The sequence below is a fragment of the Bradyrhizobium glycinis genome (assembly GCF_016031655.1).
GTDB classification, from domain to species: Bacteria; Pseudomonadota; Alphaproteobacteria; order Rhizobiales; family Xanthobacteraceae; genus Bradyrhizobium; species Bradyrhizobium glycinis.
Genome location: NZ_JACCHQ010000032.1, coordinates 1 through 19,615, shown reverse-complemented (window position 1 = coordinate 19,615; position 19,615 = coordinate 1). Strand labels below are relative to the sequence as shown.

Sequence of the window (19,615 nt, the reverse complement as noted above, 5' to 3'; positions counted from 1 at the left end):
CGGGCGCCCCGGAATGATGGGAGTGAACTACGTCCCCGCGGTGAAGAACGAGGCGAGCCGGGTGGTGATGTTCTCGGCAATCTCGTTGGCGGCGCGATCCTCGGCATCGCGCACGGCGCGGGTGCGCGAGAAGCGCTGATAGGACCCCGGCATGTCATAGGACACGCGCGAGAACGTCGAGCCTGACATCACCGACCGGCCGGTCGCGACCTCGACCAGATTGTACTGGGCGTCGATGCCGAGATTTTCGCTGGTCGGCAGTCCCGTCGCGGAGCTGACGATCAGGGAGGAGCGGCTGGTGGTGAAGCGGATGTCGAGCCGGTGGGTCGGCGGCATGCCCGTCGCGGTCCCGTAAAGCTTGAACGCCAGCGCGTTGCGGATTTCGACGCCCACGCGGGCCTCGCGGGAAGCATTGGGCTTGATGATCGGGGGCAGCTCGACCCCCATCAGCTTCTCGCGCAGGCCTGGGGTGCCGTCGCTGCGCTCGGCATACATCGGCTGGAAGCAGCCGGCCGTCAGCGCCGCCAGCGCGGCAACTGCCAGCAAGCGGGCTGCGATACGGATCCTAGCCGACAACATTCACGATCCTCTTGGGGACGATGATCACCTTGCGGACGGGCTTGCCGTCCAGGGCCAGCTTTACCGCATCGAGGGCCAAAACGGCAGCCTCGATTTCCGGATTTTGGGCCGCTGTTGCAACTGTGACCTCACCCCGCTTCTTGCCGTTGACCTGGACCACCAGGGTCACGCTGTCTTCAACCAGCAGATCGCGTTCGATTTGCGGCCAATCGGCCTCCGACACCAGCCCCGCTCGGCCCAGAACCTGCCAGCACTCCTCGGCCAGATGCGGCATCATCGGCGAGAACAGCTGGACCAGGATTTGGCTGGCCTCCTGGATCGCCCAGGCGAGATCCGGGGCAGGCTGGCCGGGGCGCTGGAGCACCTCGGAGAAGACATTGGTGAATTCGCGGATATGGGCCAGGCAAACGTTGAAGTGCAGCCGCTCGATGCCGGTGGTGACCTTGTCCAGCGCGCCATGGGCGGCCTTGCGCAACGCCGTGGCGACCGGGCCGAAGCTGGCCGGTCGGGCTGCCGGCGCGGCTTTGCCGAGCTCGACGGAATCGTTCACCAGACGCCACAGCCGCTGCACGAAGCGGGAGGCGCCCTGGACGCGCTCGTCGCTCCAGATCACGTCGCGGTCGGGCGGGGAGTCCGACAGCATGAACCAGCGGGCGACGTCGGCGCCATAGGTCTCGATGATGTCGTCGGGGTCGACCGTGTTCTTCTTCGACTTGGACATCTTCTCGATCGGGCCGATCGAGATGTCTTCGCCTGTCGTCAGCAGCGTGGCGCGCCGTCCGTTGCCGCCGACCTCGACCTTCACCTCGGCCGGCTGCACATAGGTGCCGTCGGCCTTCTGGTAGGTCTCGTGCACCACCATGCCTTGCGTGAACATGCCGGCGAACGGCTCGTCCAGCGCGACATGCCCCGTCGCTTTCATCGCGCGGGTGAAGAAGCGGCTGTAGAGCAGATGCAGGATCGCGTGCTCGACGCCGCCGATATATTGGTCGACCGGCAGCATGCGGTTGGCGACCACAGGCGTCGTTGGCGTTGTCTCGTTCCAGGGATCGGTGAAGCGCGCGAAGTACCAGGACGAATCCACGAAGGTGTCCATGGTGTCGGTTTCGCGTTGGGCTTTGCCGCCGCATTGCGGGCAAGTGACGTGCTTCCAGGTCGGATGATGATCGAGCGCGTTGCCCGGCCTGTCGAAGGTCGCATCGTCGGGCAGCTTCACAGGCAGGTCGGCATCCGGCACCGGCACCACGTCGCACTTTGGACAATGAATGACGGGAATCGGGCAGCCCCAATAGCGCTGGCGCGAAATGCCCCAGTCGCGCAGACGGAAATTCACCTGCCGCTCGCCGACGGGCGCATTGCCGCGCAGCTCCGTCTCGAGCCGCTTCGCCACCTCTTCCTTGGCCTGCTCGATGGTCATGCCGTCCAGGAAGCGCGAATTGATCATGCGGCCGTCACCGTCATAGGCGGTGTCGGTGATGACGAAGCTCTTCGGGTCCTGGCCTTCCGGGCATACGACGGGCGTGTTGCCGAGATTGTACTTGTTGACGAAGTCGAGGTCGCGCTGGTCGTGCGCCGGGCAGCCGAAGATGGCGCCGGTGCCGTATTCCATCAGCACGAAATTGGCGACATAGACCGGCAGCTTCCAGGAGGGATCGAACGGGTGCACCGCGCGGATGCCGGTGTCGAAACCCTGTTTCTCAGCGGTATCGATGATCTCCTGCGCGGTGCCGATCTTCTTGATCTCGGCGATGAACTCCGCGAGTTTCGGGTTCTTCGACGCGGCGGCCTGTGCCAGCGGATGATCCGCCGAGATCGCCATGAACTTCGCGCCGAACAGCGTGTCCGGCCGCGTCGTGAAAATCTTCAGCTCGCTCTCGCCGGCCGGCGTCGTCGCTGCATCCAGCGCGAAGCGGATCAACAGGCCCTCGGAGCGGCCGATCCAGTTGCGCTGCATCAGCCGCACCTTGTCGGGCCAGCGGTCCAGCCCGTCCAATGCGCTCAAGAGCTCCTGCGAGTACTTCGTGATCTTGAAGACCCACTGGTTCATCTCGCGCTGCTCGACCACGGCGCCCGAACGCCAGCCGCGGCCGTCGATCACCTGCTCGTTGGCGAGCACGGTCATATCGACGGGGTCCCAGTTCACCTTGCGCTTCTCGCGCTCGGCAAGCCCTGCGCGCAGGAAGTCCAGGAACATCTTCTGCTGGTGCTTGTAATAGGAGGGATCGCAGGTCGCGATCTCCCTGGACCAGTCCAGCGACAGCCCGATCGAGCGGAGCTGCTTCTTCATCGCGGCGATGTTGTCGTAGGTCCAGGCTTTCGGCGCCACCTTGCGCTCAATCGCGGCGTTCTCGGCCGGCAGGCCGAAGGCGTCCCACCCCATCGGATGCAGCACGTTGAACCCCTTGGCGCGCATGAAGCGGGCCAGCACGTCGCCGAGCGTGTAATTCCGGACATGGCCGATATGGATGCGCCCGGACGGGTAGGGGAACATCTCGAGCACGTAATATTTCGGCCGCGGATCGTCGTTCTTGGAGACGAAGATCGCCTGCTCGTCCCAGAGGCGTTGCCAGCGCGGTTCGGCGTCGCGGGCGTTATAGCGTTCGGAGGTCATGGAATCGTTGGGTTTTCGTGGTTCGGCCGTCTCAAGACGGCGGACTAGGCCATAGAAGACCTTAAGGGGTCAATGGGTTGCCGCGTTCTGGAACTTTGACGACGCCTCCGCATAACTACGAGGGCCCGCGTTGGGGTGTGATTAAGGGGTCAATGCCAATTTGCGGTCCGACAGGGCCCGCGTTACCGCACATGGATTCCAGCTTCGACGATCCCGATTACGACTACGCCGCGTCCGTCGCCGGACGGGCGATGCGGAGCATGGCCGAACAGCGGATTGCTCCAACTCCGGCCAATTTTGCCGTCTGGTTCCAGTATTTCGCGGGCAGCCATGACGATCTGCGCAATGCGATCGATCTCCTGATCGATCACAATCGTCCCTTCGACGCCCAAACCAATCAGGATCTGTTCGAGACCTACGTCGCGCCGAAAGTGAGTGCCGCCGTGGTCGACACCTCCGAGCGGCTGCAGGCCCTGATGGGGACGGCGAAGGAGTTTCTGGCGACGGCGATCGCCGACAATCATTCGCAGATGCAGGTCATCAGCCAGGTGGCCGACCAGGGCAAGGCCGGCGTCGATCCAAAGCTGCTGGTTGCCCAGCTCATGAACGAGCTGGCGCGGGCCGCCACGCGGGCGACGCGGCTGGAGGCGGGCTTTGCGGAAAAGACCCGCGAGCTCGACGTGATTCGCGATTCGCTGTCGCGGTCCGAGCAGCGCGCCCGGACCGACACGCTGACCGGGCTGGCGAATCGGCGGGCCCTCGACGAATTCCTGCGCAAGGCGCAGACGACCGCGGAATGGGGCGAGCCGCTCAGCGTGCTGATGCTCGACATCGACCACTTCAAGTCGTTCAACGACAATTTCGGCCACGGCGTCGGCGACCAGGTGCTGCGCCTGATGGCCAAGGTGCTGCGCGAGAAGGTTCGCGCGCAGGATCTGCCGGCCCGCTATGGCGGCGAGGAGCTGATCGCGGTGCTGCCGGACGCCGATCTGGCCGCTTGCGCCGAGATCGCCGAACGCATCAGGCGCGCGATCGCCGAAGCCACGATCACGCGTCGTTCGACCGGCGAGACCCTGCCCAGCATCAGCGTGTCGATCGGCGTGGCGCAATATCGGGTCGGCGAGACGATGACGGATCTGATCGAGCGCTGCGACCGCGCGCTCTATCTCGCCAAGGGCGGCGGTCGTAATCGTGTGGTGACGGAGATCGAGCTCGAGCGGGCCGGGGCTGCGGGGTAGCGGTCAGCGACGGTATGCTCCCTCTCCCCGCAAGCTGGGCGAGGTGAAGAACCAGCGCTTTAGGCGCTCGCCACCATCATCATGCCGGCCGCGCTGGTCTCGATCGCCTGCACGCCGTGCTCGACGACGTTGTTGCGGCCGCGGTGCTTGGCGGCGTAGAGCGCGGCGTCTGCGGCTTCGATCAGGTCGCCTGGGCGCAGGGTCTCGTTCGGCTTGGTCGCGGCGACGCCGATCGAGACCGTGACGATCATGTGGTTCGAGGTGATGTGCGGCAGACAGAGTCTCAGCACGGCCGAACGCACCTGCTCGCCGATCTCGACGGCGCGCGTCACGTCGGTGTTCGGCAGCAGCAGGCAGAACTCCTCGCCGCCATACCGCGCCGCAAAGCCCATCGTGTCGGCCGCGATGCCGGACAGCGATTCGCCGAGCCGCGTCAGGCAGGAATCGCCTTCGAGATGGCCGTAGGTGTCGTTGAACAGTTTGAAATGATCGACGTCGATCATCAGAAGCGCCAGCTCGCTGCCATATTGCTGCGCGCGCATCCATTCGAAATCCAGCCGGCTCTGGAAACCGCGGCGGTTGGCGAGACCGGACAGCATGTCGATCGAAGCCATCACCGTCAGGCGGTCGTTGCTTGCGATCAGCTCGCGCTCGCGCTGGCTCAGCTGCGCGGCCATCGCGTTGAACGCGCGGGCCAGCGGCACGAACTCGGCGGGCAGGCGATTGCGCGCGGCGCGCGCCGACAGGTCGCCTTCGCCGAGCCGCTTGGCCATGTCGGCGAGCATCTCGATCGGCTTGATCACGAGCTTTTCGGCGGCGATCAGCGCGCCGAGCAGGACGAACATGAGGACGAAGGCGAGCTGCAGATAGGCGGTGCGGATGTCGCGGCTGACCGCTGCGGACACCTTGTCTTCGTCGATGCTGGCGATCAGGCGGGCATTGGTGCCGGCGATGCGGATATAGCTGACCGCGCGGCGGGAGCCGTCGGCGGCGAGGAAGGACAGCGAACCCTCATCCTGATCGGAGCGCAGCGCCTTGTCGGCGATTGCGGACATCAGCGGCATGTTGTCGAGCGGACGGCCGACCGCGCTGTGCTGATCGGCCGGGGCCGCCAGCACTGTGCCCGCGCTGTCGACCAGCACCGCGGTGATGCCGGCGCGACCGCCCAGATTGTTCATGACCTTCGACATCCAGTCGAGATTGACGGTGGCGAGCACGACCGCATCGGCCACGCCGCTGAAGGCGGAAACCGGATAAACCGCCATTACCGTCGGCGAGGGTACCGGTCGCGACATGATGAAGTCGCTCAGCACGAAGCGGCCGGTTTCCTGGGCCTGCTGGAAGTACGGCCGGTCACTGAGATCGAGGCCGACATACATGTTGTTGGTGGCGCATTGGATGCGGCCGTCCTGGCCGGCGATCAGAAGCGTGCGGATCCAGGGAAGGCTCGACGGCAGGCTCGCGCGCAGCACGTCGCAACTCTTGCTGATGCCGCCGGCGGAGGCGCGGATAAAGGCCTCGGATTTCAGGATGGTCTCGACCGACGAGATGACCTGGCGCTGCGCATCGGCGCTGTGCCTTGCCACCGTGGTGAATTCAGCCGCGGCCTGCGCAACTTGCCGCGCGCGCGTGTCTTCGAGGGAACGGATGCGCTCGATCATCAAGGGCGTCACGAGAATCACCGCGAGCAACGCAAGCCGCGCCCGGATTCCGAGAACCTGCTTGAGTTTCGCGCGCTTGCGGTTGAGACTGACGCTTGCCATTTTCGCTACCCACCCCGCGGGCTAAGGTAAAACGAAGGGTTCAAAAACTGTTTCTTGAACTCGATAAAGTTGGACCTAACTCGGGCTCGGGTCACAACAAAGAGACGTCATGACGGAAGCCAACGGCGCGCCGGTAACCGGCCATTCACCAAACGCGCTCGCCGCGGTCGAAGCCGAAATTGCACGCGCCTGCAGGGACGCGCAGCGTGATCGCGCCTCGGTCACGCTGATCGCCGTGTCCAAGACGTTCGCGGCCGATGCAATTATCCCGGTTATCGCCGCCGGACAGCGCGCATTTGGCGAGAATCGGGTGCAGGAGGCCAAAGCCAAGTGGCCGGCGTTAACGTCTGCTTACCCGGATATCGCGCTGCATCTGATCGGGCCGCTGCAATCCAACAAGGCGAAAGAGGCGGTCGCGCTGTTCGACGCCATCCATTCGGTCGACCGTCCGAGCATTTGCCAAGCGTTAGCCAAGGAAATCGAATCCCAGAACAGGCACCCGCAGCTGTTCGTTCAGATCAACACCGGCGAGGAGCCGCAGAAGGCCGGGATTGCCCCCGGCGAGGCCGATGCCTTCATTGCAAGCTGCCGCGACACCTACGGGCTGACGATCTCCGGATTGATGTGCATCCCGCCGGTCGACGAGCCGCCCGCCGCGCACTTTGCGCTCACCGCCAAGATTGCCGCGCGCAATGGCTTGACGAATCTCTCGATGGGCATGAGCGCCGATTTCGCGACCGCCATCATGCTGGGCGCCACCCATGTGCGCGTCGGCAGCGCCATCTTCGGGCATCGGTAGTTGCCGTAAGCCGGGTCCGGGGAGCCATACAGGTCCTCGATTTCGTCATTGCGAGCGAAGCGAAGCAATCCAGAGTCCCTCCGCGCAAAGAGTCTGGATTGCTTCGTCGCAAGGGCTCCTCGCAATGACGGAACAAGGTGCGCCCTCGGTGCTCCCTGTCGTCTCCCGGACAAGCTGGAACGCCCAAGCGTTGCGGCGCAGAGCCGGGACCCAGGGCACAGGGTACAGTGCCGAGACAGGCGCGGCTCGGCCGCGCACCACGAAGGGCGCTGCGCTTGTCGAGCATGTGCCCCTCATCCGATGATGATCTTTGTGCGCGGGCCCAGGCGCCGCAGCAATTGCAGCATCGCGGATTTCGTCATGGAGACGCAGCCGGCGGTCGGGCCGAAATTGTCGCGGGCAAGGTGCAAGAACACCGCGCTGCCGCGGCCGGCGATGCGGGGTCGGGTGTTGTGGTCGATCTCGATGATGAAGTCGTAGAGATGGTCGGCGCGCTGGAGCCGGTCACCGCCCTGCCCCTCGCCGAGCCGGATGCTCTGGTTGTAATGGCGGTCCCGCGGATCCTCGCACCAGGCGTCCACGCCGGTGATCATCCGGGCCGGCAGGAACGTCCGGGGACGGCTGTGCCGGTCGGCCCGCCACCACAATTGCCTTGGCCGGAAGCTGCCTCTGGGGGTGCCGCCATCGCCCTCGCGCTTGTTGGCGAGAATGCCGCCTCGCCCCAGCGCAACCGGAATGGTCAGCGCTCCGGCCGTCAGCCAGCCCCGGCGGGGATTGCCGGCAGCAGGCTTAACGCGGATTGCCGAGAGCGGCCCGCCGCCTCGATTCCTGGTATAACCAACTGAAGCTGCTTTATTTTTCATGTGAATGTGCAATGTCGAATTCATTACAGGACATTCATCAAAACGTCCTGCTATTCTGAGTTAGAGTGCTTCTGGCTTGTGAATCGGTAACAGCCCACTACTTCAACACGAACAACAATAATAACGGCGACCTTAAACTTCCCCTCGCGGCTGGTGCGGCACGGATGTGCCGCCGAGCCGGACCCTAAAAGGATGACCCCCCATGGCCAATGCCCGCAAGATCCTGATCGTGGATGACGATACCGATCTGCGCGATACGTTGGTGGAGCAATTATCGCTACACGAAGAATTCGAGGCTTCTGCTGTCGATACCGGCGCCAAGGGCGCCAGCGCCGCGAAGGCCAATTCCCCCGATCTGGTCCTGATGGATGTCGGCCTGCCCGACACCGATGGCCGCGAGGTTGTCCGCTCGCTGCGGAAGGGTGGCTTCAAGGCGCCGATCATCATGCTGACCGGGCACGACACCGATTCTGACACGATCCTGGGCCTGGAATCCGGCGCCAACGACTATGTCGCAAAGCCCTTCCGCTTCGCCGTGCTGCTGGCCCGCATCCGCGCCCAGCTCCGCCAGCACGAAGCCAGCGAGGACGCGGTGTTCTCGGTCGGACCCTACTCCTTCCGCCCCGGCTCGAAGATGCTGACCGCGGCCAATGCCCGTAAGGTCCGCCTCACCGAGAAGGAAACCGCGATTCTCCGCTTCCTCTACCGGGCCGGCCAGATGCCGGTGTCGCGCGAGACCCTGCTCCAGGAGGTCTGGGGCTATAATTCCGGCGTCACCACCCACACGCTGGAAACCCACATCTATCGCCTCCGCCAGAAGATCGAGAAGGATGCCGCCAACCCGGAGATCCTGGTGACGGAAGCCGGTGGCTACAAGCTGGTGCCGTGATACGCTTCGACGGCGTGCGAATCGTTTTAGATCGCACGCCTTCGAGCCTCGGACCTGAATGTCAATCGACGATGATGTAGCGCTTCTCGAGCGTGTCCCGACACTGCGCCTGTTGGGAGACGCCTCGTTGCGCATGCTGGCGATCGGCTCCGAGCAGCGTGACTTCGTCCGCGGCGACGTACTGTTCAATCTCGGCGACGACGCCGATGCAGGTTTCGTGGTCCAGCGCGGCGCCTTCCGGGTCGAGGACGGCGCCGGCGCCGAAATGATCGCCGGTCCCGGCGCGCTGATCGGCGAGCTCGCGCTGGTGGTGCCGATGAAACGGCCGTCGAGCGCGATCGCGCTGGAGCATTCCTCCGTCATCCGCGTCGCCCGCAGCCTGTTTCAGCGCGTGCTCGAAAGCGATCCCGCCGCGGCGGTGCGCCTGCGCGACGAATTCGCAGTGCGCTCCAGCCAGATCGCCAGCGATATCCTGATGGCGGGTGCGAAGCTGACGTCGTAGTTTTCTCCATGACGCCGGAGCTCATACCTCCAGCGTCACCGTGACGGGCACATGGTCCGACGGACGCTCCCAGCTGCGCGCATCGCGCAAAATCTTGAAATCGCTGACCGCATCCTTCAGCGCGCGCGAGACCCAGATATGGTCGAGTCTGCGGCCGCGATCGCCGACGGTCCAGTCGGGCGAGCGGTAGCTCCACCACGTATAGACCTTCTCCGACATCGGAATGCGATCACGCGCGACGTCGACCCATTCGCCAGCGGCGAGCGCCGCCTTTAGCTTCTCGGTTTCGACAGGCGTGTGCGAGACCACCTTCAGCAGTTGCTTGTGCGACCACACGTCGTTCTCGTGCGGGGCGACGTTGAGATCGCCGACCAGGATGTGGCGGTCCTCAGAGCGCGGATGCAGGGGCTCGCAGGCCGCCATCTCGTCGAGGAAGCGGAGCTTGTGGTCGAATTTCTCGTTCAGTGCGGGATCGGGAATGTCGCCGCCCGCGGGCACGTAGAAATTATGCAGCACCAGCGGTTTTGCAATGCCCGCCTTTTCGCCGAACGACACCGAGATGTGGCGCGAATCCACCTTGTCGCAGAAGGTGCGGATGTCCTTCGATTCGAACGGGATCTTCGAGACGATGGCGACGCCGTGATAGCCCTTCTGCCCGTTCAGCGCGACGTGCTCGTAGCCGAGCCGCTTGAAGCGCTTCAGCGGAAAGGCGTCGTCGATGCACTTGGTCTCCTGCAGGCACAGCACCTCCGGCCGCGCGCTCTTGAGAAACTTCGCGACCAAGTCGATGCGCAGCCGCACCGAATTGATGTTCCAGGTTGTCAGGGAAAGACGCATGGGAGCGGTCTAACAAACTCCATTCGTCATGGCCGGGCTTGGCCCGGCCATCCACGCCTTTTTGTCTGACCCAAAACGTGGATGCCCGGGACAAGCCCGGGCATGACGGTCATCCGAGCGGCCATCAATGTCTCAACCCGGCGACGGCGTGCTGTAATTGGTGAAATCGATCTTGAACATGTTGGGATCGAGCTTCTTGCTCGAGTCCAAATTGTACACCGCGATCGTCGTGTCGTAGCCCTGCGGATCGGTGACGGTCCACTGCTTGAGCTGGCCGTCCTTGGCGCCGAACATCAGCAGCAAGCGGCTGGTGCCGACCAGGGCCTGCTTCTCCTCGATGGTGACGCTGATGAAGACGTCGTCGGCCGAGACGCCAACGACATTGGTGTCCTTCATCAAGTCGATGCGGTCGGACAGGAGAAAGCGCAGCGGCGTCTGCGACAGCGGGTAGACGTCCTGGGTCGCGAGCTTGCGGTCGCGTACCACGAGCGAGGATCCGTCGGCGACGATGTCGATCGGGTTCGGCGCGTCATATTCGAAGCGCACCTTGCCGGGTTTCTGGATGTAGAAATCGCCCTGCGTCTTGCTGCCGTCGGGACCGACCTGGACGAAATTCCCGACCAACGTCTGCAGCGACGACAGGTAGGCGCTGACCTTGGCCGCCTGCGCCTTCTGGTTGGCGTCGAAGGTCTGGAAGATGCTGCTCGGAACGTTGCGCCGCGGATCCGGGATCACCGGATTGGGCGGCGCCTGCGTCGCGCCGGTGACGGCCGGCCCGCCGGCGGATGCGCCGCTGTCGCGCCCCTTCGGCGCGGGCTTCGGCACCGGCACGGTCTGCGCGAAAGACGCAGCGGTCACCATCGCGGCGGTGACGAGTAGCACGCCGGCCATGCGCGCGCTTCGCGCGGCGATGGTGGCAGCGAATCGAATGTCCGGATGTCTGATCAACGCGTCGTCCTGTGTGGCTGGGCGCCCTTTTACCGTGATTTCGGGCAAAAGCAGATATCGAATTTGCGTGAAATGTTGCTCAGAGGCTCCTCGCCTCACATATGGCTGTCTTCTTCCTCGACCAGAATCTCGCGCTTGCCAGCATGGTTGGCGGGACCGACGATGCCCTCCAGTTCCATGCGCTCCATCAGCGATGCGGCGCGGTTGTAGCCGATTTGCAGGCGGCGCTGGATGTAGCTGGTCGAGGCCTTGCGATCGCGTTTGACGATCGCAACCGCCTGCTGGAAGAGATCGCCCCCGCCATCGCCGCCCATGCCGGTGGCGTCGAACACGGCGCCGTCCTCGTCCTCGGTCGGCTCTTCTGCGGTGACGGCTTCGAGATATTCCGGCTGTCCCTGCGTCTTGAGGTGACGCACCACCTTCTCGACTTCCTCGTCGGAGGCGAACGGTCCGTGCACGCGGCTGATGCGACCGCCGCCGGCCATGTAGAGCATGTCGCCCTGGCCGAGCAGCTGCTCGGCGCCCATCTCGCCCAGAATGGTGCGGCTGTCGATCTTGGACGTGACCTGGAAGGCGATGCGGGTCGGGAAGTTGGCCTTGATGGTGCCGGTGATGACGTCGACCGATGGACGCTGCGTCGCCAGGATCACGTGCAGGCCGGCGGCGCGCGCCATCTGCGCCAGACGCTGCACCGCGCCTTCGATGTCCTTGCCGGCGACCATCATCAGATCGGCCATTTCGTCGACGATGATGACGATATAGGGCAGCGGGTCGAGGGAGAGCTTCTCTTCCTCGTAGATCGCCTTGCCGGTCTCCTTGTCGAAGCCGGTATGCACCGTGCGCGTCGGCTCCTCGCCCTTGGCCTTCAATTCGAGCAGGCGCGTGTTGTAGCCGTCGATGTTGCGCACACCGAGCTTGGCCATGTTCTTGTAGCGCTCCTCCATCTCGCGCACAGCCCATTTCAGCGCGACCACCGCCTTCTTCGGGTCGGTCACGACGGGCGTGAGCAGATGGGGAATGCCGTCATAGACAGAGAGCTCGAGCATCTTCGGATCGACCATGATCAGGCGGCACTGGTCCGGGCGCAGCCTGTAGACCAGGCTGAGGATCATGGTGTTGATCGCGACCGACTTGCCCGAGCCGGTGGTACCGGCGATCAGCATGTGCGGCGTGCGCGCGAGGTCGATGATGACGGGTTCGCCGCCGATGGTCTTGCCGAGGCAGAGCGGCAGCTTTGCCACCGTCTCGGTCGCCTCCTTCGCCACCAGCAATTCGCGCAAATAGACTTTCTCGCGATGCGCGTTCGGCAGCTCGATGCCGATCGCGTTGCGCCCAGGCACGACGGCGACGCGCGCCGACAGCGCGCTCATCGAGCGGGCGATGTCGTCGGCGAGCCCGATCACGCGCGAGGACTTGATGCCGGGCGCCGGCTCCAGTTCGTACAGCGTGACCACCGGACCCGGATTGGCCTTCACGATCTCGCCGCGCACGCCGAAATCCTGCAGCACGCCTTCGAGCGAACGGGAATTGTTCTCCAGCTCGGCCTTGCTGAGCGGCTGGCGATCGCCGGCCTTCGGTGCGGCCAGCATGGAGACGGAAGGAAGATCGAACTTGTCGGAGGATTTCTTGGAAGCGGGCTTAGGCGCGGCCTTCTTCTTCGGGGCGCGCGCGGCGGGCTCCTCCTCTTCCTCCTCGTCGTCTTCCAATTCGTCTTCGTGCTCGTCCTCGTAGTCCTCGTCTTGAGACTGCGGCGAGATCGGCGGCGCTGAGCGGCCGCCGCCGAGGTTAGGCTCCTGCCGGCTGAACTGGGCGGCCTTGGTCTTCGGTCCGCTCGAGACCAGCGAGCGGTAGGCGGCGCCACACAGCCAGATCAGCCGCGCCTTGGTGCTCATCAGCGCGTGGAACAGCCAGCCCAGCGAGACCGAGCCGCGGTCGCTCTCCTCGTCTTCGTCGAGCGGCTTGTCGTCATCGGCGACCTCAGCGAGCTCGTCGTCTTGCTCGCGCGCGCCGAGGCCGCAGGCGATCAGGAAGGTCGCGGTCATCGCGGCGAACAGGATCGTGCCCAGCACGATGCGATAGATCGTGCCGGCGGGCCCGAAGATCACCGCCGGTGCGCGCACCAGCGCATCGCCGACCACGCCGCCGAGGCCGGTCGGCAGCGGCCAGGCCCCGCCATGCTGAAAGCAACTGACGAATCCTGCTGCGATCACCGTGCAGAGAATCCAGGAGCCGAGCCGCAGCGCCTCGCGGTCGAACGGGCGGTGCGTCATCATGCGCCAGCCCCAGACCGCAACGGTCAGCACCAGCATGATCGCGCCGAGTCCCAGGATCTGCATGGCGAGATCGGCGCCGATCGCGCCGGCATAGCCGAGGATGTTGCGGATCGGCCGCGAGGTCGCGTGGCTGAGACTGGGATCCTGCACCGACCACGTCATCAGTGCCGCCGCAGCGACGCCCGCCAGCGCGATCAGGCCGAGGCCGGCGAGCTCGCGCATGCGCCGCGCCAGCCCCTCGCGGATCGAGGGCGGCAAATGGCCGACCAGAGGAATGACGCGTTCGATTGCCGACATGCTCATGGGCCCTGCCTAACCCAGAGTCTCGACCAGCCGGTGCAGCGCCTGCGCCGTGGTCTCGCCGTCCTGCACCAGCGCGAGGCGGATATAGCCTGCGCCGGGATTGAATCCGTCAGGCTGCTGTCGCGCCAGGAAGCTGCCGGGCACCACGCGCACGCCTGCTTCCCTGAACAACTTGAGCGTCACCGACACGTCATCGCCGATCCCTGAGGTGTTGAGCCAGACGCAGAAGCCGGCATCGGGCCGGCGATAGCCGTAACGATTGCCGATGATCTGGTCGGCGAGATCGAACTTGATCCGGTACAGCCGCCGATTCTCCTCGACATGCGCCTCGTCGCCATAGGCAACGGTCGCGACATGCTGCAGCGGCACCGGCACCTGGGGCGCTGCGATGTTGCGCAGCTCGAGGAACATGCCGATGAACCTCTTGTCTCCGGCTGCAAAGCCGACGCGCAGGCCCGGCAGGTTGGAGCGCTTCGACAGCGACTGGAACGCGACCACGCGCGTGAAGTCGGGGCCGGCGCATTCCAGCGCGCTGCCGGGAGCCTCGCGGGTGTAGATCTCGGAATAACATTCGTCGCTGAGGATCACGAAGCCATAGCGGTCGGCGAGCTGCTTCAAGCGCTTGAAGTAGCCGGGCCTCGCGACCGAGCCCTGCGGATTCGCGGGCGAAGCCAGGTAGAACGCCACCGTGCGCGCCAGCGTCGTTTCATCGACGGCGTCGAGGTCGGGCAGGAAGCCGTTCTCGACCGTGGTCGGCAGATGGACCGGCTCGCAAGCCGCCGCAAGAGCGCCCGCGCCGTAGACCGGATAGAATGGGTTCGGCATCAGGATCGCGGGCTTGCCCGGACGCGGGCCGACATAGCGCGCGGCCGCGATCGCGGCGAGGAACAGCCCCTCGCGGCTGCCATTGAGCACGAGAATCTCGCTCTCGGGGTCGAGCGGCCGCGGCAGCTTGAAGCGCGTCGACAGCCAGGCCCCGGCGGCGTTGCGGAATGGATCAGTGCCCTTGTTCGCGGGGTAACGGCCGAAATCGGCGATGTGCTTGGCCAGCACCGGGCCGACGAAGTCGGGCACGGGATGCTGGGGCTCGCCGACCGCAAGCGAAATCAAAGGCTTGCCCGGCTGATGCGAGGACAAAAGCTCGTTCAGCCGGACGAAGGGCGAGCGTTCGGAATCGGAGCCATTACCGCCCTGCGGCGCACGGGATGAAGCGGTCAGAGCCATTCGTTGGGCGCCAGTACTCTTGGAACGGCCGGTCGCACCAAGGCGCCGGCGGGAAGCGGTTCAGTTCACCATAGATAGGGCGAGGTTAAGACGCGATTAACCATCGGCCGCCGCCCGCGTCCAGAGCGGGAATAATGGGGCCGGATAACAACGGGATGCCGGCTGCTCGAGACGAGCTTCGCAGAATCAGGTGCCTAGCGCCCCGGCAGCTTCTCGAAGGTCTTCATGCCGGCGGGGATGGTGTGGAATTCCTGCATGTCGCAGGTGTAGATCGCCATCTGCGGCTGGAACTGCGCCGGCTCGTCGAGTGTGCCGACCTTCAGGATCGCGGCCGGCAGGCCCGGAACCTTGGTCACGAGGTGCGTGCCGCATTCGGCGCAGAATTCGCGCGTGACGGGGCGCTCGAGGTCCTTGCGCGTGAACTGTTTCGGTTGCCCGGTGATGTAGGTGAAGCCGGCCGCCGGCATCGCGATGAAGGTGTTGGGCGCGCCGCCCGAGATGTACTGGCACTCACGGCAGTGACATTGCGCCTGCATCATCGCATCGCCCTCGGCCACGTAGCGCACCTCGCCGCAATAGCATCCGCCTTCCAAACGCATGATGACCTCCCGATTGTTATCTTTATGGTCGATATTTCTGCGCCGGCCGCGCGGAATGGCAATGTTTTTCTTTCGAGCCCGGGCCAAAAGAAAGGGGCTCCAGCTTGCGCTGGAGCCCCTCAACGGTCAGGGCATTGCCGGGTATGTGCCCGAACCGTAGTTGTGGACGCGGTCCCCGAAGAGACCGCGCCCGGGAGGAGAGGGTTACATGTTGTAGGCGCGTTCGGTGTGCTCGGTGATGTCGAGGCCTTCACGCTCGCTCTCGACGTTGGCGCGGAGACCAACAATCACGTCGACGACCTTGTAGAGGATCGCCGAACCGACGCCCGACCACACCAGCGTGGTGCAGACGGCCTTGAGCTGGGCGAGAATCTGCGTGGCGAAGTCGTAATCGGCGACCTTCGGCGGGATCGCCGTGTAGTCGACGATGCCGGCGCCGCCAAGCGCGGGGTTCACCAGGATGCCAGTGCCGATGGCGCCGACGATGCCGCCGATGCAATGCACGCCGAACACGTCGAGCGAGTCGTCGTAGCCGAGCGCGTTCTTCACGACGGTGCAGAAGAACAGGCAGACCACGCCGACCACGAGGCCGAGGACGATCGCGCCCATGACGCCGGCAAAGCCGGCCGCAGGCGTGACGGCCACGAGGCCCGCGACCGCGCCGGAGATGACGCCGAGCACGGAGGGATGGCCCTTGATGATCCACTCCGCGAACATCCACGACAGTGCGGCGGCCGCGGTGGCGACGAAGGAGTTGGTCATGGCGAGCGCAGCGCCGCCGCTGGCCTCGAGGTTGGAGCCGGCGTTGAAGCCGAACCAGCCGACCCAGAGCAGCGAGGCGCCGATCATCGACATGGTCAGCGAGTGCGGAGCCATCAGCTCCTTGCCGTAGCCGACGCGCTTGCCGATCAGGAGAGCGCCGACGAGGCCTGCGATGCCGGCGTTGATGTGCACCACGGTGCCGCCCGCGAAGTCGATGGCGCCCATCTTGAAGATCCAGCCGGCGTCGGCGTTGATCTCGTCGAGCTTGGCCTGCGCCGCGGTCTTCGCCGCCGCATCACCCGCCGCCGCAAGCGCCTTGGCCGCGTCCTGGATCAGGTCCGGGCCGGGCCAATACCAGACCATGTGCGCGATCGGGAAGTAGATCAGGGTGACCCAGAGCGGAATGAAGAGCGCGATGGCCGAGAACTTCATGCGCTCGGCGAAGGCGCCGACGATGAGGGCGGGCGTGATCGCCGCGAAGGTCATCTGGAAGCACATGTAGATGAGCTCCGAGATGTTGGCGTCGACCGAGAAGGTCGCAGCCTTCGAATCGGTGGTGACGCCCATCATGAAGGCCTTGGAGAAGCCACCGATGAAGTCGGAGCCGCCGGTGAAGGTGAGGCTGTAGCCGTACACGGCCCAGATCACGGTGACGACGCAAACGGTGTAGAACACCTGCATCAGGACCGAGAGCATGTTCTTGGAACGGACCAGGCCGCCGTAGAACAGCGCGAGGCCAGGGATCGTCATCAACAGCACCAGGACTGTCGATGTCAGCATCCAGGCGTTGTCTCCCTTGTTGACCGTTGGCTCGGCGTAGGCTGCGGTCGCAGCGAACAGGCCGACTGCGAGAGCCGCCAATCCCGCGCCATAGGGACGCTTGAACGTCATATTGTTTACTCCTGCTTGGATAAGGTTGAGCGCGAAATCAGAGGGCCGCGGCATCGGCCTCGCCGGTGCGGATGCGCACCGCGTGGTCGAGGTTGATGACGAAGATCTTGCCGTCGCCGATCTGTCCGGTTTTCGCCGCGGACGTGATGGCGTCGATGGTCTTGTCGACCTGGTCGGAGGCGACAGCGACCTCGATCTTGATCTTGGGCAGGAAGCTCACGGCATACTCGGCGCCGCGATAGATTTCCGTGTGGCCCTTCTGACGGCCATACCCCTTGACTTCCGTCACCGTGAGACCGTGAACGCCGATGGCGGTCAGGGCGTCACGGACTTCTTCAAGCTTGAATGGCTTGATGATCGCCATAACAATTTTCATGGGTCCTATCCCCGCTTGGGCCCGGTCCTGGCCGGGCGTTCTCGACTGGTTCGCCACGAGGGAGAAGTTTCACTACGCGGGCACAGCCGGACCCCTAGAATCAAATGCCGTGCCAGATCAGGCGGATTGCCTAACGGATTATGAAAACGGGTGTTTTCGCCTTCGGCGGGTGTTGTAATGCGGTGCGCTATTACGTCGCGCTCAAAACGTGGTCGCACCAGCTCAAAAAATGGGCAAGACAGGCTCCCGACACAATGTTGCTCACGCGTCGGGCAGCAGGACGGTATTTACGTAGCATCGGCGCCTATTGCAGGGCTTCTCCATGCTGCGAAATATCCAGACCCTCAAGCTCGTGCTCACGGGATACGCGCAAGGGCACGAACAGGCCGACCAGCTTGAGCAGAATGAAGCTGACGCCCGCCGACCAGACGAAGGTCACGGCGACCCCATAGAATTGGATCAGGAGCTGCTGCGGATGGCCCTCCAGCAGGCCGGCGGTGCCACCGATGGCGCTGGTGGCGAACACGCCGCCAAGCAGGGTGCCGGTCAGGCCGCCGATGCCGTGGACGCCGAAGACGTCGAGCGAATCGTCGTAGTCGAAGCGGTGCTTCAGCCAGGTACAGGCCCAATAGCAGACCGCACCGGCCATGATACCGATGACGATGCCGTGCCATGGTGCGACGAAGCCCGAGGCCGGCGTGATGGTGCCGAGACCCGCGACGGCGCCCGAGATCATGCCGAGCACCGAGGGCTTGCGCCGCGTCGACCATTCGATCGCGCCCCAGGTCAGCGCGCCGGCGCAGGCGGCAAGATGGGTCGCGATGATCGCCATCACCGCGCGTGAGTTCGCTCCGAGCGCCGAGCCGCCGTTGAAGCCGAACCAGCCGACCCACAACAGGCCGGTGCCCATCACCGCGAGCGACAGATCGAACGGCGAGAGATTCTCGGTGCCGTAGCCGTGACGGCGTCCCATCACCTTGGCCGCAACGAGGCCGCCGGTGCCGGCCGACAGATGCACGACGAGACCGCCGGCGAAATCGAGCACGCCCATGCTGGCGAGGAAGCCGCCGCCCCACACCCAATGCGCCAACGGAATGTAGACGAAGATGAACCAGGCGACCGAGAACAGCAGATAGGCCGAGAACCGCATGCGGTCGGCGACCGAGCCCGCGACCAGCGCCACCGTGATGATGGCAAACGTCATCTGGTACAGCATGAACAGCGATTCCGGGATCGTCTTCGCCGCAGGGTTGACGCTGTCCATGGTCATGCCGGCGAGAAACCAGCGATCGAGCGTGCCGATCCACGGGCCGTCGCCGACGAAGCAAAGGGAATAGCCGAACGCCACCCAGAGAATGGAGATCAGTGTCACCGCGGCCAGGCTCTGCGCCATGGTGGCGAGCACGTTCTTCTTGCGCACCATGCCGGAATAGAACAGTGCGAGCCCGGGGATCGTCATCATCAGCACCAGCGCTGTCGCGACGATCATCCAGGCCGTGTCGGCGGTGTTGATCTCGGAGCCTGCAGCGCGTGCCGGCAAAGCTATGACGGACAACAATCCGATTGGCGCAGCCATAACAGCTACGCGGCGCAACAATCCCGCCATATCGTTCCCCCGGCATCAATTGGTGTCGCACATCGTGGCGTCGTTGCCCGGTGCGATCGAAGCAGATCAAAGCGTTTTCAAGCGAAGTGGATACCGGTTCGCCCGAAGAAACGCGTCAAAACAGAATTCAGAGCGCGTCGCTGTCGGTCTCGCCGGTGCGGATGCGCAGCGCGTGGTCGATCGGCGTGACGAAGATCTTGCCGTCGCCGATCTGGCCGGTGCGCGCCGTCGCGGTGATCACGGCGACCGCCTTGTCGGCGACGTCGGAAGCGACCGCGATCTCGATGCGCAGCTTGGGCAGGAAGTTCACGACATATTCGGCGCCGCGATAGATCTCGGTGTGGCCCTTCTGCCGGCCATAGCCTTTCACCTCGGTCACGGTCATGCCGTGCACGCCGATCGCTGTCAGGGCCTGGCGGACCTCATCGAGCTTGAAGGGTTTGATGATCGCGACGACGAGTTTCATGGTCAGGCCTATTCCCCGGAAATGCGCCGCGCCGTATGTCCCCGGCGCTGCGTCAATCTGGCATCTTTCCGGGCAAATGGCACAAA

At 64.6% G+C, this 19,615-nt stretch carries 17 protein-coding genes; 4 read left to right on the top strand and 13 right to left on the bottom strand.

Going from position 1 to position 19,615, the window contains the following annotated elements:
• Nucleotides 1-27: 27 nt before the first annotated feature.
• Nucleotides 28-579: an LPS assembly lipoprotein LptE gene (gene lptE / locus HZZ16_RS31840; protein WP_197954076.1), complete on the bottom strand. Its 552-nt coding sequence runs from the start codon at nucleotides 577-579 to the stop codon at nucleotides 28-30.
• A complete protein-coding gene (gene leuS / locus HZZ16_RS31835) occupies nucleotides 566-3,190 on the bottom strand; it encodes a leucine--tRNA ligase (protein ID WP_197954075.1) in 2,625 nt (874 codons plus the stop codon). The genes lptE and leuS overlap by 14 nt, the downstream gene beginning before the upstream one ends.
• A 191-nt stretch (nucleotides 3,191-3,381) precedes the next feature.
• On the opposite strand from leuS, the gene HZZ16_RS31830 reads away from it, so the two are divergent.
• On the top strand, nucleotides 3,382-4,428 hold the full coding sequence (locus HZZ16_RS31830) for a GGDEF domain-containing protein (RefSeq protein ID WP_197954067.1): 1,047 nt from the start codon (nucleotides 3,382-3,384) through the stop codon (nucleotides 4,426-4,428).
• 59 nt (nucleotides 4,429-4,487) lie between these two features.
• Here the strand turns inward: HZZ16_RS31830 and HZZ16_RS31825 are convergent, their stop codons facing one another.
• Entirely contained in the window at nucleotides 4,488-6,191 is a 1,704-nt protein-coding gene (locus HZZ16_RS31825) for a diguanylate cyclase domain-containing protein (protein ID WP_197954065.1), read from the bottom strand.
• A 109-nt stretch (nucleotides 6,192-6,300) separates the two neighbouring features.
• Between HZZ16_RS31825 and HZZ16_RS31820 the strand changes: the two genes are divergently transcribed.
• Nucleotides 6,301-6,990 (top strand): YggS family pyridoxal phosphate-dependent enzyme, encoded by a 690-nt coding sequence (locus HZZ16_RS31820; protein WP_197954059.1) that lies wholly within the window; start codon nucleotides 6,301-6,303, stop codon nucleotides 6,988-6,990.
• 293 nt (nucleotides 6,991-7,283) lie between these two features.
• Here HZZ16_RS31820 and HZZ16_RS31815 read toward each other — a convergent pair whose 3' ends face one another.
• Nucleotides 7,284-7,853: a L,D-transpeptidase family protein gene (locus HZZ16_RS31815; RefSeq protein WP_197954053.1), complete on the bottom strand. Its 570-nt coding sequence runs from the start codon at nucleotides 7,851-7,853 to the stop codon at nucleotides 7,284-7,286.
• Between the two features lie 202 nt (nucleotides 7,854-8,055).
• Here HZZ16_RS31815 and HZZ16_RS31810 point away from each other — a divergent pair, with 202 nt between their 5' ends.
• The gene (locus HZZ16_RS31810) at nucleotides 8,056-8,742 is read left to right on the top strand and encodes a response regulator transcription factor (RefSeq protein ID WP_008142830.1); all 687 of its coding nucleotides are present in this window, start codon (nucleotides 8,056-8,058) and stop codon (nucleotides 8,740-8,742) included.
• A gap of 58 nt (nucleotides 8,743-8,800) precedes the next feature.
• A complete protein-coding gene (locus tag HZZ16_RS31805; RefSeq protein ID WP_018646009.1) occupies nucleotides 8,801-9,244 on the top strand; it encodes a cyclic nucleotide-binding domain-containing protein in 444 nt (147 codons plus the stop codon).
• A gap of 21 nt (nucleotides 9,245-9,265) precedes the next feature.
• Here the strand turns inward: HZZ16_RS31805 and HZZ16_RS31800 are convergent, their stop codons facing one another.
• The 9 genes from HZZ16_RS31800 to HZZ16_RS31760 form a co-directional block, all read right to left on the bottom strand.
• Nucleotides 9,266-10,081, bottom strand: a complete 816-nt coding sequence (locus HZZ16_RS31800; protein ID WP_197954044.1) for an exodeoxyribonuclease III — start codon at nucleotides 10,079-10,081, stop codon at nucleotides 9,266-9,268.
• Nucleotides 10,082-10,213: 132 nt separating this feature from the next.
• Entirely contained in the window at nucleotides 10,214-10,972 is a 759-nt protein-coding gene (locus tag HZZ16_RS31795; RefSeq protein ID WP_197954198.1) for an outer membrane lipoprotein carrier protein LolA, read from the bottom strand.
• 152 nt (nucleotides 10,973-11,124) lie between these two features.
• A complete protein-coding gene (locus tag HZZ16_RS31790; protein ID WP_197954042.1) occupies nucleotides 11,125-13,605 on the bottom strand; it encodes a DNA translocase FtsK in 2,481 nt (826 codons plus the stop codon).
• A 9-nt stretch (nucleotides 13,606-13,614) separates the two neighbouring features.
• On the bottom strand, nucleotides 13,615-14,829 hold the full coding sequence (locus HZZ16_RS31785) for an aminotransferase class I/II-fold pyridoxal phosphate-dependent enzyme (RefSeq protein WP_197954040.1): 1,215 nt from the start codon (nucleotides 14,827-14,829) through the stop codon (nucleotides 13,615-13,617).
• Nucleotides 14,830-15,023: 194 nt separating this feature from the next.
• A complete protein-coding gene (locus tag HZZ16_RS31780; protein WP_197954034.1) occupies nucleotides 15,024-15,428 on the bottom strand; it encodes a GFA family protein in 405 nt (134 codons plus the stop codon).
• A 204-nt stretch (nucleotides 15,429-15,632) separates the two neighbouring features.
• Entirely contained in the window at nucleotides 15,633-17,081 is a 1,449-nt protein-coding gene (locus tag HZZ16_RS31775) for an ammonium transporter (protein WP_197954032.1), read from the bottom strand.
• Between the two features lie 37 nt (nucleotides 17,082-17,118).
• Entirely contained in the window at nucleotides 17,119-17,457 is a 339-nt protein-coding gene (locus tag HZZ16_RS31770) for a P-II family nitrogen regulator (protein WP_008142813.1), read from the bottom strand.
• Nucleotides 17,458-17,761: 304 nt separating this feature from the next.
• Entirely contained in the window at nucleotides 17,762-19,063 is a 1,302-nt protein-coding gene (locus HZZ16_RS31765; RefSeq protein WP_197954030.1) for an ammonium transporter, read from the bottom strand.
• Between the two features lie 127 nt (nucleotides 19,064-19,190).
• A complete protein-coding gene (locus tag HZZ16_RS31760; RefSeq protein WP_008142802.1) occupies nucleotides 19,191-19,529 on the bottom strand; it encodes a P-II family nitrogen regulator in 339 nt (112 codons plus the stop codon).
• Nucleotides 19,530-19,615 lie beyond the last annotated feature (86 nt).

Bases quoted from the DNA above. Each gene is read 5' to 3' on its own strand.
- HZZ16_RS31805 (WP_018646009.1), top strand. From the start codon at position 8,801: ATGTCAATCGACGATGATGTAGCGCTTCTCGAGCGTGTCCCGACACTG.
- HZZ16_RS31820 (WP_197954059.1), top strand. From the start codon at position 6,301: ATGACGGAAGCCAACGGCGCGCCGGTAACCGGCCATTCACCAAACGCG.
- HZZ16_RS31790 (WP_197954042.1), bottom strand. From the start codon at position 13,605: ATGAGCATGTCGGCAATCGAACGCGTCATTCCTCTGGTCGGCCATTTG.
- HZZ16_RS31785 (WP_197954040.1), bottom strand. From the start codon at position 14,829: ATGGCTCTGACCGCTTCATCCCGTGCGCCGCAGGGCGGTAATGGCTCC.
- HZZ16_RS31770 (WP_008142813.1), bottom strand. From the start codon at position 17,457: ATGAAAATTGTTATGGCGATCATCAAGCCATTCAAGCTTGAAGAAGTC.
- HZZ16_RS31810 (WP_008142830.1), top strand. From the start codon at position 8,056: ATGGCCAATGCCCGCAAGATCCTGATCGTGGATGACGATACCGATCTG.
- lptE (WP_197954076.1), bottom strand. From the start codon at position 579: ATGTTGTCGGCTAGGATCCGTATCGCAGCCCGCTTGCTGGCAGTTGCC.
- HZZ16_RS31830 (WP_197954067.1), top strand. From the start codon at position 3,382: ATGGATTCCAGCTTCGACGATCCCGATTACGACTACGCCGCGTCCGTC.
- HZZ16_RS31795 (WP_197954198.1), bottom strand. From the start codon at position 10,972: ATGGCCGGCGTGCTACTCGTCACCGCCGCGATGGTGACCGCTGCGTCT.
- HZZ16_RS31800 (WP_197954044.1), bottom strand. From the start codon at position 10,081: ATGCGTCTTTCCCTGACAACCTGGAACATCAATTCGGTGCGGCTGCGC.
- leuS (WP_197954075.1), bottom strand. From the start codon at position 3,190: ATGACCTCCGAACGCTATAACGCCCGCGACGCCGAACCGCGCTGGCAA.
- HZZ16_RS31775 (WP_197954032.1), bottom strand. From the start codon at position 17,081: ATGACGTTCAAGCGTCCCTATGGCGCGGGATTGGCGGCTCTCGCAGTC.
- HZZ16_RS31760 (WP_008142802.1), bottom strand. From the start codon at position 19,529: ATGAAACTCGTCGTCGCGATCATCAAACCCTTCAAGCTCGATGAGGTC.
- HZZ16_RS31815 (WP_197954053.1), bottom strand. From the start codon at position 7,853: ATGAAAAATAAAGCAGCTTCAGTTGGTTATACCAGGAATCGAGGCGGC.
- HZZ16_RS31765 (WP_197954030.1), bottom strand. From the start codon at position 19,063: ATGGCGGGATTGTTGCGCCGCGTAGCTGTTATGGCTGCGCCAATCGGA.
- HZZ16_RS31825 (WP_197954065.1), bottom strand. From the start codon at position 6,191: ATGGCAAGCGTCAGTCTCAACCGCAAGCGCGCGAAACTCAAGCAGGTT.
- HZZ16_RS31780 (WP_197954034.1), bottom strand. From the start codon at position 15,428: ATGCGTTTGGAAGGCGGATGCTATTGCGGCGAGGTGCGCTACGTGGCC.